The organism is Mannheimia haemolytica, from assembly GCA_900638155.1.
GTDB classification, from domain to species: domain Bacteria; phylum Pseudomonadota; class Gammaproteobacteria; order Enterobacterales; family Pasteurellaceae; genus Mannheimia; species Mannheimia glucosida.
This window is the reverse complement of the sequence record LR134495.1, coordinates 2,172,049-2,185,555: the sequence shown is the minus strand read 5'-3', so window position 1 is coordinate 2,185,555 and position 13,507 is coordinate 2,172,049. Positions and strand designations below refer to the sequence as shown.

At 40.7% G+C, this 13,507-nt stretch carries 15 protein-coding genes; 11 read left to right on the top strand and 4 right to left on the bottom strand.

The annotated features are described in order from the left end of the window. The first annotated feature begins 44 nt into the window (after nucleotides 1-44). On the top strand, nucleotides 45-1,166 hold the full coding sequence (gene tyrA, locus EL242_RS10700; RefSeq protein WP_126302575.1) for a bifunctional chorismate mutase/prephenate dehydrogenase: 1,122 nt from the start codon (nucleotides 45-47) through the stop codon (nucleotides 1,164-1,166). Nucleotides 1,167-1,355: 189 nt separating this feature from the next. Here the strand turns inward: tyrA and recF are convergent, their stop codons facing one another. Beyond that, entirely contained in the window at nucleotides 1,356-2,441 is a 1,086-nt protein-coding gene (gene recF / locus EL242_RS10695; protein WP_126302574.1) for a DNA replication/repair protein RecF, read from the bottom strand. A 140-nt stretch (nucleotides 2,442-2,581) separates the two neighbouring features. Here recF and EL242_RS10690 point away from each other — a divergent pair, with 140 nt between their 5' ends. The 6 genes from EL242_RS10690 to EL242_RS10665 all read left to right on the top strand — a co-directional run bounded on the left by EL242_RS10690 (nucleotide 2,582) and on the right by EL242_RS10665 (nucleotide 6,039). Continuing rightward, nucleotides 2,582-2,911 (top strand): YbaB/EbfC family nucleoid-associated protein, encoded by a 330-nt coding sequence (locus EL242_RS10690; protein WP_005600053.1) that lies wholly within the window; start codon nucleotides 2,582-2,584, stop codon nucleotides 2,909-2,911. A gap of 7 nt (nucleotides 2,912-2,918) precedes the next feature. Further along, entirely contained in the window at nucleotides 2,919-3,524 is a 606-nt protein-coding gene (recR, locus tag EL242_RS10685; protein WP_126302573.1) for a recombination mediator RecR, read from the top strand. Between the two features lie 71 nt (nucleotides 3,525-3,595). Continuing rightward, nucleotides 3,596-3,922, top strand: coding sequence for a Grx4 family monothiol glutaredoxin (gene grxD, locus EL242_RS10680; RefSeq protein WP_021280117.1), 327 nt, complete (start codon nucleotides 3,596-3,598; stop codon nucleotides 3,920-3,922). Between the two features lie 141 nt (nucleotides 3,923-4,063). Then, the gene (locus tag EL242_RS10675; protein ID WP_126302572.1) at nucleotides 4,064-5,101 is read left to right on the top strand and encodes a branched-chain amino acid aminotransferase; all 1,038 of its coding nucleotides are present in this window, start codon (nucleotides 4,064-4,066) and stop codon (nucleotides 5,099-5,101) included. A gap of 84 nt (nucleotides 5,102-5,185) precedes the next feature. Then, nucleotides 5,186-5,686, top strand: a complete 501-nt coding sequence (locus EL242_RS10670) for a membrane lipoprotein lipid attachment site-containing protein (protein WP_126302571.1) — start codon at nucleotides 5,186-5,188, stop codon at nucleotides 5,684-5,686. An 8-nt stretch (nucleotides 5,687-5,694) separates the two neighbouring features. Continuing rightward, the gene (locus tag EL242_RS10665) at nucleotides 5,695-6,039 is read left to right on the top strand and encodes a RidA family protein (RefSeq protein WP_126302570.1); all 345 of its coding nucleotides are present in this window, start codon (nucleotides 5,695-5,697) and stop codon (nucleotides 6,037-6,039) included. Between the two features lie 39 nt (nucleotides 6,040-6,078). On the opposite strand, the gene EL242_RS10660 is transcribed toward EL242_RS10665, so the two are convergent. The 3 genes from EL242_RS10660 to EL242_RS10650 form a co-directional block, all read right to left on the bottom strand. Then, nucleotides 6,079-7,854, bottom strand: coding sequence for an AMP-dependent synthetase/ligase (locus EL242_RS10660; RefSeq protein WP_126302569.1), 1,776 nt, complete (start codon nucleotides 7,852-7,854; stop codon nucleotides 6,079-6,081). Between the two features lie 225 nt (nucleotides 7,855-8,079). Then, nucleotides 8,080-8,649 carry an elongation factor P hydroxylase gene (locus tag EL242_RS10655; protein ID WP_126302568.1) on the bottom strand — a complete coding sequence of 190 codons (570 nt, stop codon included), beginning with the start codon at nucleotides 8,647-8,649 and terminating at the stop codon, nucleotides 8,080-8,082. 9 nt (nucleotides 8,650-8,658) lie between these two features. Beyond that, nucleotides 8,659-10,407: a protein-disulfide reductase DsbD gene (locus tag EL242_RS10650; protein WP_126302567.1), complete on the bottom strand. Its 1,749-nt coding sequence runs from the start codon at nucleotides 10,405-10,407 to the stop codon at nucleotides 8,659-8,661. A gap of 209 nt (nucleotides 10,408-10,616) precedes the next feature. On the opposite strand from EL242_RS10650, the gene artP reads away from it, so the two are divergent. The 4 genes from artP to artM are packed head-to-tail and all read left to right on the top strand — an operon-like array spanning nucleotide 10,617 to nucleotide 13,459. Next, on the top strand, nucleotides 10,617-11,351 hold the full coding sequence (gene artP, locus EL242_RS10645; protein ID WP_126302566.1) for an arginine ABC transporter ATP-binding protein ArtP: 735 nt from the start codon (nucleotides 10,617-10,619) through the stop codon (nucleotides 11,349-11,351). Nucleotides 11,352-11,379: 28 nt separating this feature from the next. Beyond that, the gene (locus tag EL242_RS10640) at nucleotides 11,380-12,105 is read left to right on the top strand and encodes a transporter substrate-binding domain-containing protein (protein WP_126302565.1); all 726 of its coding nucleotides are present in this window, start codon (nucleotides 11,380-11,382) and stop codon (nucleotides 12,103-12,105) included. Beyond that, on the top strand, nucleotides 12,105-12,776 hold the full coding sequence (gene artQ / locus EL242_RS10635; RefSeq protein WP_126302564.1) for an arginine ABC transporter permease ArtQ: 672 nt from the start codon (nucleotides 12,105-12,107) through the stop codon (nucleotides 12,774-12,776). Before EL242_RS10640 ends, artQ begins: the two co-directional genes overlap by 1 nt. Continuing rightward, nucleotides 12,776-13,459, top strand: coding sequence for an arginine ABC transporter permease ArtM (artM, locus tag EL242_RS10630; protein ID WP_126302563.1), 684 nt, complete (start codon nucleotides 12,776-12,778; stop codon nucleotides 13,457-13,459). The genes artQ and artM overlap by 1 nt, the downstream gene beginning before the upstream one ends. The last annotated feature ends 48 nt before the right edge of the window (nucleotides 13,460-13,507 follow it).

Sequence of the window (13,507 nt, the reverse complement as noted above, 5' to 3'; positions counted from 1 at the left end):
TTCTCCCTCTCTTTGCTAAAGAGGGGAACTTTATTGGTGAATATATGAACCCATTATCCCCTTTACGAGAACAAATTGACCAAGTTGATCAACAACTTATCCTACTACTTTCCCAGCGTTTAGCCTTGGTGGCGGAAGTCGGAAAAGTAAAATCGGCACACGGCATACCGGTTTATGCCCCCGAGCGAGAAACTGCAATGATTGCCGCACGCCGTGCTGAGGCGGAAAAACAAGGCATTCCGGCAGATTTAATTGAAGATGTACTACGCCGTGTGATGCGGGAATCTTACGCTAATGAAAACAAACACGGCTTTAAATGCGTAAACCCAGAGATTAACAAAATCGTGATTGTCGGCGGTAAAGGGAAATTGGGCGGATTGTTCGGGCAATATTTAACCTCATCCGGCTACGATGTTGAGGCTCTTGGGCGTGATGATTGGGGCAATGCGAAAGCGATTTTAGCCGATGCCGACTTGGTGATTGTGTGTGTACCGATTGCCAACACGCTTGAGACAATCGCACGTTTACAGCCTTATTTAACCGAAAAAATGACTTTGGCGGATTTAACCTCAGTAAAAGCTCAGCCGTTGCAAAAAATGCTGGAAGTGCATCGTGGAGCCGTGGTCGGTTTGCACCCAATGTTCGGGCCGGATATTGCCAGTCAAGCAAAGCAAGTGGTGGCTTGCTGTCACGGACGTTTCCCCGAACGCTACCAATGGCTACTTGAGCAAATCAAAATTTGGGGGGCTAAAATTGAAGAGATTGAGGCAGCAGCACACGATAATGCCATGACCTACATTCAAGCCTTACGCCACTTTTCCACCTTTGCATTCGGGCTACATCTTTCTCGCCAGCCGGTGCAACTCTCTCAACTATTGGCATTATCTTCACCAATTTACCGCTTAGAGTTGGCAATGATTGGGCGTTTATTTGCCCAAGACGGCAGCTTATATGCCGATATTATTGCCGATAAACCGGAAAATTTAGCCACCATTGAAACCTTAAAAGAGAGCTTTGAACAAGGGCTGGATTTCTTTAAACGCAACGACAAAGCCGGTTTTATCAAGGCTTTTGAGGAAGTGCATCACTGGTTTGGCGATTATTCGGAGCAGTTCTTAAAAGAGAGTAGAGTATTGCTCCAACAGGCTAACGATTCAAGAAAGTAAAGGTAGGTTGGTTTTTGTTCTGATAGCGCTAGCGTCCACGCTAGTGCTATTTCGTATTCTACAAGCGGTTAATAATGATCTATTTTTTGCAAATTTTTATGCAGAATTAGCCGCTTGTTTTGGCACGAGCGTGGACGCTCGCGCCATCGGAAGAAACATTTTTGTAAAATTGCCCCCAAATCTGACCGCTTACTGTGGCTGAATTTCGCCATTTTTTACCGTAAACAAACAATCATCGCTTCTGTCTTGCCATTGCATTTGATTGAGCTGATCTTGAGTAATGGCGGTAACGAATACTTGTGAGCCACTTTCTCTTAAACGATGTGCTAAAAGCTCACGTTTGGTTGGGTCGAGTTCGGAGGCGAAATCGTCAATTAAAAACAGGCATTGGCGTTGTTTTTGAGCAACCAAATGTTCGCCTTGAGCCAGTCTTAAGGCACACATCAAGAGCTTTAATTGCCCGCGGGAAAGCACATCTTCCACCGGCAAGCCGTTTGCTTTAAACCGGAAATCCGCTTTTTGAGCCCCAATCATCGTATAGCCAAGTGCTTTATCCCGTTCAAAACCTTGTGCCAGAATTTCAGCATAATCCGCCCCTTTTTCCCAGCCTTGATGAAAGCTCAAGCCGATTTCGATTTCCGGCAGGAAAAATTGGCAGGTTTTCTCAATTTCGGGGCGTAAGGCCTCGGCGTATTCGGCTCGCATTTCGCTCACGGCATAAGTGGTTTTCACCAATTCGATATCCCACGCTTTGAGTTCCAGATAAGAGCGAACTTGTTGTAACGCTGAATTGCGTTGCTTTAATAAACGGCGAAGATTGTTCCAATGAGCGTAGAAATCGGGGTGTTGGTGAAATAAGCCCCAATCCAAAAAAGCACGGCGAAAACTCGGGCCGCCGTTAAGCAAGGTTAAGCCTTCGGGAGTGATAACTTGCATCGGCAATAAATGGGCTAAATCGGCAATTTTATTGCCGTCTTCACCGTTGATTTTGAGTGTCGTCTCGCCACTGCGGAATTTTTGAATGCCGACCGACCAACTGTGCTTTGCCTCGTCAATTTTACCGTGTAGCACAAAATCGTCTTTGTCGTAATGGATAATACGGTTGCTGATATGGCTTTTGAACGAACGCCCGTGTCCAAGATAGAAAATCGCTTCCAGCAAACTGGTTTTGCCACTGCCGTTTGCTCCGACTAAAAAATTAAAATGCGGGCTAAATGCCAAATCAGTATGTTGGATATTTCTAAAATGGTTGATTAATAAACGGGTTAAAGCCATAGTTAAAGTGCGAGGAATAAAAAGAACGGGCTATTTTAGCAAATTTGCAAATTTTTGGGAAAAATTAACCGCTTGCGGATTAGAAAGTGGTTCAGTAGAATAAGCCGTTTATTTTTTATTGAAAATTAAGAGGAAAAATTATGTTTGGAAAAGGTGGCTTAGGCGGCTTAATGAAACAGGCTCAGCAAATGCAAGAGCGTATGCAAAAAATGCAAGAAGAGATCGCCCAATTAGAAGTAACAGGCGAGTCTGGTGCAGGGTTGGTAAAAGTCACTATTAACGGGGCTCACAACTGCCGCCGAATTGAAATCGACCCATCATTAATGGAAGATGATAAAGAGATGGTGGAAGATTTAGTTGCCGCTGCCTTTAACGATGCGGTTCGCCGTGCAGAAGAAATGCAAAAAGAGAAAATGGCAAGTGTGACTGCCGGTATGCAACTGCCGCCGGGTATGAAATTCCCATTCTAATTTAAGTATGCAAACCAGTCCTTTACTTGAAAATTTGATGGAAGCCTTGCGTGCATTGCCCGGTGTCGGACCGAAATCGGCACAGCGAATGGCTTACCATCTGTTGCAACGTAATCGTTCCGGCGGTGTGGCGTTGTCAAAAGCCTTAAATGAGGCAATGAGCCATATCGGACATTGCAAATCGTGCCGTACTTTTACCGAAGAGGAAGAGTGTTCGATTTGTAAAAATCCTCGCCGTCAGATGAGCGGACAACTTTGCGTGGTAGAGATGCCGGAAGATATTCAAGCGATTGAGCAAACCGGGCAATTTTCAGGGCGTTATTTTGTGCTGATGGGGCATTTGTCGCCGATTGATGGTATAGGCCCTCGTGAAATCGGCTTAGATTTATTGCAACAACGCTTGGAACAGGAATCTTTCCACGAAGTGATTTTGGCGACTAATCCGACCATTGAAGGTGATGCTACCGCAAACTACATTGCTGAAATGTGCAGAATGTATAACGTGAAAGCTACTCGTATTGCTCACGGTGTGCCGGTCGGTGGTTCATTAGAAATGGTTGATGGTACAACGCTTTCTCACTCTTTTGCTGGACGGCGTGATATTGATATTTAAAGCTATTTCTGTGCTAACTTAATTCTGATATAATTACTCAACTATTTTAAATTATTATTTTGAGGCTAAAAATGGAAACTATTGACAAAATCAAACAACAAATCAGCGAAAATCCGATTCTACTTTATATGAAAGGTTCACCAAAATTCCCATCTTGCGGTTTCTCCGCTCGTGCGGTGGAAGCGGTAATTAACTGCCAAGTGCCTTTCGGTTATGTGGATATTTTAACCAATCCGGATATTCGTGCGGAATTGCCAAAATTTGCAAACTGGCCGACTTTCCCACAATTATGGGTAGAAGGTGAATTGGTTGGCGGTTGCGACATCGTGTTAGAAATGTTCCAAAAAGGTGAACTTCAAACCTTATTAAAAGAAACTGCGGCAAAACACGCAGCATAATTCCAAACCAGTATGTTAAGGCTCTTATAGTTAAGAGCCTTAATTTTTTCTTGCGATTTAGGCTTAAACTTCTTACCTCAAGAGTTATTTTGTTTTAGAATGTCAAAATTATTTCGTAACATAAAAATAAAAGGACACAACATGGCATTAAAAGAGTTAGATTGGGCAAATTTAGGCTTTTCTTATATCAAAACCGATTACCGTTTCATCGCACATTGGAAAGATGGCAAATGGAACGACGGCGAATTAACCCAAGACAATACCTTGCATATTCACGAAGGCTCAACCGCCTTGCACTACGGGCAACAATGTTTTGAGGGGTTAAAAGCCTATCGTTGTAAAGATGGCTCAATTAATCTATTCCGCCCGGATCAAAATGCCGAGCGTATGCAACGCACCGCAGATCGTTTATTAATGCCACGTGTGCCAACCGAGCTCTTTATTCGTGCTTGTAAAGAAGTGGTGAAAGCCAACCAAGATTGGTTAGGGCCTTACGGTTCGGGAGCAACCCTCTATTTACGTCCGTTTTTAATCGGCGTGGGTGAAAATATTGGCGTGAAAGCTGCACCTGAATTTATTTTCTCCGTCTTCTGCTGTCCGGTAGGGGCGTATTTCAAAGGTGGCTTAGCTCCTTCAAACTTTATTACTACCGACTATGACCGTGCCGCTCCAATGGGAACAGGTGGGGTAAAAGTAGGTGGTAACTACGCGGCGAGTTTATTACCGCACGAATTAGCAGTTGAGCAAAGTTCAGCGACCCGTAAGTTTGCCGATGCGATTTATTTAGATCCGAAAACCCATACTAAAATTGAAGAAGTAGGGGCGGCGAACTTCTTTGGCATTACCAAAGACAATAAATTTATTACCCCGATTTCAGAGTCGATTTTGCCAAGTATTACCAAATACTCATTGTTATACCTTGCCCAAGAGCGTTTAGGTATGGAAGCGATTGAGGGCGATGTGTATATCGACCAGTTAGACCAATTTGCCGAAGCCGGTGCTTGTGGTACGGCAGCGGTGATTACACCTGTTGGCGGGATTCAACATAAAGATAAATTCCACGTGTTCTATTCAGAAACCGAAGTGGGGCCTGTTACCCGCCGTTTATATGCGGAATTAACCGGTATTCAATTTGGTGATGTTGAAGCACCGCAAGGTTGGATTGTAAAAGTCGAATAATACCGGGTAGGGGCGAAAAATTTTTCGCCCTTTTGTTATGATATATAGAACGGATATAAGATCCGTTCTAGCTTTTTAGAGAATATGAAAAAGTTAATTTTTTTAGGTTTATCAGCACTTGCATTAGCTGGTTGTTCTTCAACAATTTCTAATCCTAATCAACTGATTGGGCAATGGCAATGCACTATTGAGTACGATGATTTTAATATTCGTACGGTGGATAATTTACGATTTTCCACAAATGGGACTATGACCAATCAAGGTGGTATATATTACCCTATTCAAAAGTCGATTTTTGAGTATTCATTACAACAGAATGGGCGCTGGAGTGTGAAAAACGGGGCTATTGTTTATCGTATCGTCTCAGAATCTGTACAGCGTAGCCATCGTTCACAAATATGGTCTGAATTACAACGTGATTCGGAGTTACAACAATTTGAAGAGAATTTATTTAGCTCACTTTCTGATAGTGATAATAATAAAACGGTGGAATTAATCATCACTGATTTTGATGAAAAAGAAATGGATATCAAGCAAGAAATAAAAGGGCATAAAGCTTATAAAGGGCAATGTATAAAACAGTAGAGGTAAAAATGATTCAACGTTTTGAAGTTGGTAGCCGTTTTTCGGAAATGGCAATACATAACGGTGTGGCTTACTTGGCAGGGCAAGTGCCGTTAGATGACACCGCCGATGCTTACACCCAAACCCGGCAAGTGCTGGCAGAAATTGATAAATGGCTGGCAAAAGCCAACAGCGATAAAAGTAAAATTCTAATGGCTACGGTTTATTTAAAAGAGATGGCAGATTATGCGGAAATGAACCGTGCGTGGGACGAATGGGTTGCCCCAAATAACGCCCCACCAAGAGCGGCGGTGGAGGCTAAATTAGCCAATCCAAATTGGAAAGTCGAAATTGTAGTTACCGCTGCGGTATAAAATGAAGGAAGTAGAGAAAAAATCTCTACTTTTTCATTATTATTCGTACATTTTGTCTATTTGTTGTTTATAGCGTTCTAAAATGACTTTCCGCCTTAATTTCAATGTCGGCGTAATTTCTTCCATTTTGGTACTAAATGCTTGAGACAATAAGGTAAACTTTTTAATCTGCTCAAAACCTGCAAGGTCTTGCTGTAATTCGTTAATCCGTTGTTCAAACATTCTGACAACATCAGAATTTTTAATGAGTTCCAACCTGTCTTGATAAGAAATATTGAGTTTTTTAGCATACTCTTCAAGACTGTCAAAGCAAGGAACTATCAATGCGGAAACATATTTCTTAGCATCAGCAATCACCGCAATTTGCTCGATAAACTTATCTTTACCTATTTTTCCTTCAATGTATTGTGGGGCAATATATTTACCGTTTGAAGTTTTCATTAATTCTTTAATACGATCGGTAATATAAAGATTGCCTTCCGAATCCAGTTCACCGGCATCTCCCGTTTTTAGAAAACCTTCAGCAGTAAAGGCTTGAGCAGTGGCTTCCGGTTTTTTGTAGTAACCTTTCATAACCAAGCCTCCACGCACTAAAATTTCATTTTCTTCACTAATTTTGACCTCAACATCAGGCATTAAGGTACCGGTTGAGTTGATATTAAAGCCTTTTTCCTGCCAGCATGAAATAGTGGCAGTAGTTTCGGTCATTCCGTATCCAAGTTTTACATTGATGCCTATACTTTGGAAAAATAGCCCGATAGACGGATCTAATTTCGCTCCTCCACACGGCATCATACGAATACGTCCACCTAGTAAGGCTCGTAATTTTCCTAGCACCAATTTATCTGCCATAATGTACTGCAAGCGGTGGAAAAAGGTCGATTTTTTACCAAACAGATTGGCTTCGGCGGTACGGATTGCCCATTTAAATAACGCTTGGCGATGTATCGGTGCTTGTTGGACTTTATCCCACACCGCAGTATAAATTTTTTCATAGAACCTTGGTACGGCACACATTAATGTAGGTCGTACCGTTGAGAGTGCTTGGCGTACCTGTTGAGGATCTTCCAGATAGCAATTTACTGCTCCTCGATGTAGCACATAAGCGACCCAAGCACGTTCAAAGATATGCGATAAAGGTAAAAATGAAAGGGATATATCATTTTCATCAATATGAGGGAGTGCTTTATTATGTGCCTGAAGTTGATGAGCTAAATTAGCATAATCTAACATAACGCCTTTAGGCTCACCGGTTGTTCCCGAGGTATAAATTAAAGTGAATAAATCGTCTAAGCATTTATTATTTAAACGTTTGGTTAATTCAGCTTCATCTTGAGTAACCTTAATGAAATCTTGCCAATGTTGAGCGATAGGGAAATCACGCAGATCTATCGAGTCTTTCATCGCGACAATTTTTATTAATAGCGAACAGTTGTTCGCTATTTCTATGGCTTGATCATATTGTTCCTGATCGCCAACAAAGAGGATTTTTATATCCCCGTCATTCAGGATATATTCAAGTTGTTTGGTGGTACTGGTTGCATAAATCGGCACTGCTACCGCACGAATTTGCATTGCAGCAATATCGGTAATTGTCCAACGAGGCATATTTTGTGCAAAAATAGCGATTTTTTCTTGAACGGCAAGACCGTTTGCCAGCAAGGCATAAGAAAGGTTATTGACCTGTTTTTGTAATTCTAACCAACTTATTTCTGACCATTTTTCATTTTGCATAAAACGTAAAGCTGGGCGGTGGCTAAGAGCCTGAACTTGCTGGTGGAAACGGTGGATAAAGTGAAAATCTAAAGTGTTCATAATCTTATTTTTACTTTCTATTTCAGTGAACAGTTGTACGCTAATATAATAGAAAATATGAAAAAAAGAAACAGTTGTACGCTGAAACAAAGGGGTTTGGATAGGAAGTAATCAAGGTAATAGAAATAGATAAGTAGGGTATCGTTTAGTACAAATGCAATATTTTTCAAAAATTAGCCCGCTTGTATATGTTATAAGCGGGCTAATTTGTTAAAGATTTTGCAACTAAATCCGTTCAATATCAAATTGAGCTAAATCAATCACATCAGGGGTGTTATAAAAAGCACAGAGGGCTTTGCGGAGCGTTTCAGCTCGTTTGGGAAGGTAGCCACGTTCCGCATAGAGTTTGACTTGGTCGTACACTGCTTGTTTAAAGGCGGAATTGTCGCCGGGGTTTCCCGAGAGATTGTCGGCACTAGCAAAATAACGAAAACCGGCAGCAGTTGCTAACACCCATTCAATCGCTTGCGGTTTGATTTCCGCACTTTCAAATTCACGTTGGCGTTCGGCAGAACGTCCGTCCGGTTCATACCAATAGCCAAAATCTTCAAGTTTACGCCGAGCTTCACCGGCAACGAGCCAATGGGCAATTTCGTGCAAGGCACTGCTGTAATAGCCGTGAGCAAATAAAATCACATTGTAAGGGCGTTCGCTCGGCACACCATCTTCGTCCATAAATTCGGGCAAGTAAATCGGATAATCACCCCCCCGCTCTAGACGAGTGTTATATTCATCAGCAAAGCATTGATTAAAAATGCGAATAATGTCTTCAATTTTATGATTTTCTTGATTCATTTCTTTTCTTTATAACTTATTCAGCCAAGCTAAAAATTGCTCGGCATCCAAAAAGCCAGTAACACGAGATTGGCTCATTTCATTGCCGTTTTCATCAAAAAACAGAATCGTTGGCAAACCTAATACATTAAAGTGTTTCATCAGCTCGATATTTTCAGCCGAGTTTTTCGTCATATCAATTTGCAACACTACCATTTCATTCAGTTTGTTCTGAACATTTTGGTCACTAAAGGTGTATTTTTCAAACTCTTTGCAGGCGACACACCAGTCGGCATAGAGATCGAGCATCACTTTTTTACCCTTGGAAGCGGTCAATTTTGTCTCTAAATCTGCAAGTGATTGAATTTTTTCCAATACTAAGTGCGGTGTGTTTTGCTGTTGAGTGGTTGAGCCGTTCCAAGCTAAATCTGCCCAAGGTTTAGCTGCAATGGCTAAAGCTAGCAATAATAAGACTTTAATGATCTTTTTCGTGATTGAATTAGATGGAATTGCATCCACCAGCCAGATCAAAAACGCAACGGCAAGGGCTGACCATAAAAACGGTTCATAGTGGCTTGGCAGCACACGGCTTAATAAGAACACAGGTAAGGCGAGCATAACAAAACCGAATGCAGCTTTTACTTTTAACAGCCATTCGCCGGATTTTGGCAGAATTTTGTTGCCGAATAAGGTAATTAAAATCAGTGGTAAACCCATTCCCAGTGCGAGTAGATAGAGAGCTAATCCACCGGTGACTAAATCACCACTTTGTGCCACATAAAGCAATGCACCGGAAAGTGGGGCAGAAGTACAAGGGGAAGCAATTAAGCCTGCGATCATCCCCATTAAAAACACGCTACCCAACGCACCACCTTGCTGTTTTTGGCTCATTGCATTGAGTTTTTGTTGCCAGCTATTTGGTAGCTGGATTTCGTATAAGCCAAACATTGAGCAGGCAAGCAGAATAAAGACGATAGATAAACCAATCAGCACGGGTGGGCTTTGTAAGGCGATTTGGAAAGGCAAGCCGATAGCCGCTACAATTAAGCCGAGCAAGGTGTAAGTAACTGCCATTCCTTGCACATAGGCAATACTTAACAGCAATGCTTTGGCGGTGGAAGGGCGTTGTTTGTTACCGATAACAATCGCAGAAAGAAGAGGTAGCATCGGCAGTACGCAAGGGGTGAATGCTAATCCAACGCCTAATACAAAAAACCAAAAAATGGAAAAACGATTATTAGCTAAATTTTCAGCCAGTTGATCTTGCTCTGCTTTGGTCTCATTGTCGTTTTTTGCAAAATGTTCACTTTTTTCGACCGCTTGTGTTCCTAGTTGCTCAAGTTCTTCAGGTGTGGCAGAAAGAATGCTGTCAAATTTCAGCTCTACTCGTTCCGGCGGATAGCAAAAACCTTTGGTACAACCTTGATATTCCACTACGATTGAAGCATCATTTTTAATAGTTTTGAAAGGTGCAGTTAGTTGCAATTGATTTCGGTAGATTTCAACTAGGCCGAAAAATTCGTCATTATGCTGTTCTGCAGTAGGGAGTGTTATTTCACCTAGCTCAATGTTATGTGGGGTGATTTTAATCTCTTTTTTGTAAAGATAATAATCTTTTGCAATATCCCACTTTAAGTGCAAAGTATTATCTTGATTTTCTAGAGAAAATACGAAAGCCTCTTCAGCCTTTAAAAATTTTGGCTGCGAGGAGAACAGGCTAGCCTGAGATGTAGTGATCATCAACAAGCTGAAAAATAATGAAAACAGTGATTTAATCATACTAAAATGGTAATTGAAAAATAATTAGGGGGCAGATTATAGCCTAATAAATTGCAAAATTCTGAAAAAATTAGACCGCTTGTATATTTTTAATGTATGCAAGCGGTTATTTTGTATAAATATTTCAAATAACTAAAAAATTTATTTGCATATTTATGCAAAAATAATTACTATTCATTCATTGTTTGAACAAGGTAGGATTTTCACGAATGGCAATTCGTATTCAAAATGTCAATTTTTTCTATGGCTCAAATCAAGCTTTATTTGACATTAATTTAGAAATTGAAAAAGGTGATACGGTCGTGCTGCTTGGGCCTAGTGGTGCAGGTAAAAGTACGTTAATTCGCACTTTAAATTTAATGGAAGTACCGCAATCGGGGACCTTAGAGATAGCCAATCACCAATTTGACTTGACGGCTAAAACTAATACTAAAGCAGTTAGTTTGCTGCGCCGTGAAGTAGGAATGGTGTTCCAACAATATCACCTTTGGCCACATTTGACCGTAATGCAAAATTTAATTGAAGCACCTATGAAGGTGTTAGGATTAAGCAAAGAAGAGGCTATTACTCGAGCAAAAGGGCATTTAGATCGTTTACGGTTAAGTGAATTTGCGGAGCGTTTCCCTTTACACCTTTCTGGTGGGCAACAACAACGGGTAGCAATTGCGCGTGCATTGATGATGCAGCCACAGGTTTTATTATTTGATGAACCTACCGCTGCACTTGACCCGGAAATTACTGCACAAGTAGTTGATATTATTAAAGAATTGCAATCTACAGGCATTACTCAGGTGATTGTGACTCATGAAGTCGGCGTTGCTCGTAAGGTGGCAAGCAAAGTGGTGTACATGGAAAAAGGTACAATTATTGAACAAGGTGATGCAAGTTGTTTTGAATCACCGAAAACAGAGCAATTTGCTCAATATTTATCTCACTCAGAGTAATCTATAACAACAGAAAAAGGACACAACAATGAAAAAATTATTATTAGCTTCTGCTATCGCATTTGCAACATTTTCTGCCAATGCACAAGAAACTATCACTTTTGCGATGGAGCCTTCTTACGCCCCTTTTGAAACAACAAATGAAAAAGGTGAAGTTATTGGCTTTGATATAGATATTGCAAAAGCATTATGTGAAGAACTAAAAGCAACTTGCGAATTTAAAACGCAATCATTCGATAGCTTAATTGCAGGATTAAAATTTAAAAATTTTGATGCAATTATCTCAGGCATGGATATTACTGAAGCGCGTCAAAAACAGGTTGCCTTTACCAATGCTTATTTAGAAAACTCAGTAAGTTATGTCGCAATGAAGGGTAAATTTACACCTGAAACAGCTAAGAATGTCGGCGTGCAAAATGGTACAACTTTTCAACAATACTTAAGCAAAAATGCCAAACAATATAATTTAAAACCTTACGCTAGCCTACAATCGGCAGTGTTAGATTTAAAAAATGGACGTGTTGATATGGTATTTGGTGATACACCAGTATTGGCAGAGTGGCTAAAAACCGAAAAAGAGTTAGATTTCGTGGGTGAAAAAGTAGTCGATAAAGCCTTTTTTGGTAATGGATATGGTATTGCGGTAAATAAATCTAACACTGCATTGCTTGAAAAATTAAATTCGGCTTTAGCTACCATCAAAACAAATGGTAAATATGAGCAAATTTATAATACTTGGATGGCTGGGAAATAATGTCTAGCGATATTTTTAACTTACTTGTCAACGCAACCCTGATGACCTTAGGGATTGCGCTGGCAAGCCTCTTGATTGGAATGTTATTGTCAATCTTTTTTGTGGTACTTGAAACCAGTAAGATTGCATGTATCCGTAAACCAACTAGTATAATAATTACATTATTGCGTGGGTTGCCGGAGATTTTAGTGGTATTTTTGATCTATTTTGGTCTTATCCAAGTCATTTTCTTGATCACCGATGAGTTTGCGGAGTTAAATGCTTTCTGGTGTGGGGCTATTGCGCTGGGTATTATTTTTGCTGCTTATGCTTCCCAATCTTTACGTGGCGCAATTAAAGCTATTCCAGTTGGGCAATGGGAGTCAGGCACTGCATTGGGGTTAAGCCGAGCGCAAGTATTTGTTCGCATTATTCTCCCTCAAGTCTGGCGACACGCTTTACCAGGCTTAAGCAATCAGTGGTTAGTGCTGTTAAAAGATACGGCATTGGTATCGTTAATTGGGGTAGATGATTTAATGCGTCAATCGGAGTTAATTAATGCTAATACTCATCAACCTTTTACTTGGTATGGGATAGCAGCACTTATTTATTTAGCGATTACTCTAATTAGCCAGCGAGTGATTAAAGTATTAGAAGGTAGATTTACCCGTTTTGAGCGAGGAGTTGCCTAATGTGGTGGGATTATTTAGTTGAAATTTCACAGGGTATTGGCACCAGCCTACAGCTCACTTTTATGGCGCTCATCATTGCCTTTATTTTAGCGATCATTCTTACGTTTATTCTCTCGTTAGAAAATCGTCCGTTAAAGTGGTTGGTAAACGGATTTATTACGCTTTTTACCGGAACGCCTTTATTAATTCAATTTTTCTTGATTTATAGTGGCCCGGGGCAATTTGAATGGATTACAGAAAGTGCGGCTTGGGTATTATTATCCGATGCTTGGTTCTGTGCAATGTTGGCTTTAGCGTTAAACAGTGCTGCCTATTCGACATTGTTGTTCCACGGTGCGGTAAAAGCGATTCCGAAGGGGCAATGGGAAACTTGCGCAGCCCTTGGTTTGAGCCGTTTAGATACACTGAAAATTTTAGTGCCTTACGCATTAAAACGTGTTTTACCTTCTTATAGTAATGAGATTGTGCTAGTTTTTAAAGGCACATCGCTTGCATCAACCATTACGATTATGGATATTATGGGCTATGCTCGCCAGCTTTATGGTACAGAGTATGACGCATTATCAATTTATGGTATGGCAGGGGTTATTTACTTGGTAATTACCGGCATTATGACAATCGTTCTCAGAAAATTAGAAAGCAGAGTATTAGCTTTTGAGCGTTTTGAGACTGAAAAAGCCTAGCGGATAAGCGGTCAAATTTTATTGATTTTTTGCAAATGAAAGCGGATA

Coding starts and splice junctions, on each gene's coding strand:
- EL242_RS10670 (WP_126302571.1), top strand. CDS start 5,186: ATGAAAAAGTTAATTTTTTTAGGTTTATCAGCACTTGCATTAGCTGGT.
- grxD (WP_021280117.1), top strand. CDS start 3,596: ATGGAAACTATTGACAAAATCAAACAACAAATCAGCGAAAATCCGATT.
- EL242_RS10690 (WP_005600053.1), top strand. CDS start 2,582: ATGTTTGGAAAAGGTGGCTTAGGCGGCTTAATGAAACAGGCTCAGCAA.
- artP (WP_126302566.1), top strand. CDS start 10,617: ATGGCAATTCGTATTCAAAATGTCAATTTTTTCTATGGCTCAAATCAA.
- EL242_RS10650 (WP_126302567.1), bottom strand. CDS start 10,407: ATGATTAAATCACTGTTTTCATTATTTTTCAGCTTGTTGATGATCACT.
- EL242_RS10675 (WP_126302572.1), top strand. CDS start 4,064: ATGGCATTAAAAGAGTTAGATTGGGCAAATTTAGGCTTTTCTTATATC.
- recF (WP_126302574.1), bottom strand. CDS start 2,441: ATGGCTTTAACCCGTTTATTAATCAACCATTTTAGAAATATCCAACAT.
- EL242_RS10640 (WP_126302565.1), top strand. CDS start 11,380: ATGAAAAAATTATTATTAGCTTCTGCTATCGCATTTGCAACATTTTCT.
- EL242_RS10655 (WP_126302568.1), bottom strand. CDS start 8,649: ATGAATCAAGAAAATCATAAAATTGAAGACATTATTCGCATTTTTAAT.
- tyrA (WP_126302575.1), top strand. CDS start 45: ATGAACCCATTATCCCCTTTACGAGAACAAATTGACCAAGTTGATCAA.
- EL242_RS10665 (WP_126302570.1), top strand. CDS start 5,695: ATGATTCAACGTTTTGAAGTTGGTAGCCGTTTTTCGGAAATGGCAATA.
- artQ (WP_126302564.1), top strand. CDS start 12,105: ATGTCTAGCGATATTTTTAACTTACTTGTCAACGCAACCCTGATGACC.
- artM (WP_126302563.1), top strand. CDS start 12,776: ATGTGGTGGGATTATTTAGTTGAAATTTCACAGGGTATTGGCACCAGC.
- EL242_RS10660 (WP_126302569.1), bottom strand. CDS start 7,854: ATGAACACTTTAGATTTTCACTTTATCCACCGTTTCCACCAGCAAGTT.
- recR (WP_126302573.1), top strand. CDS start 2,919: ATGCAAACCAGTCCTTTACTTGAAAATTTGATGGAAGCCTTGCGTGCA.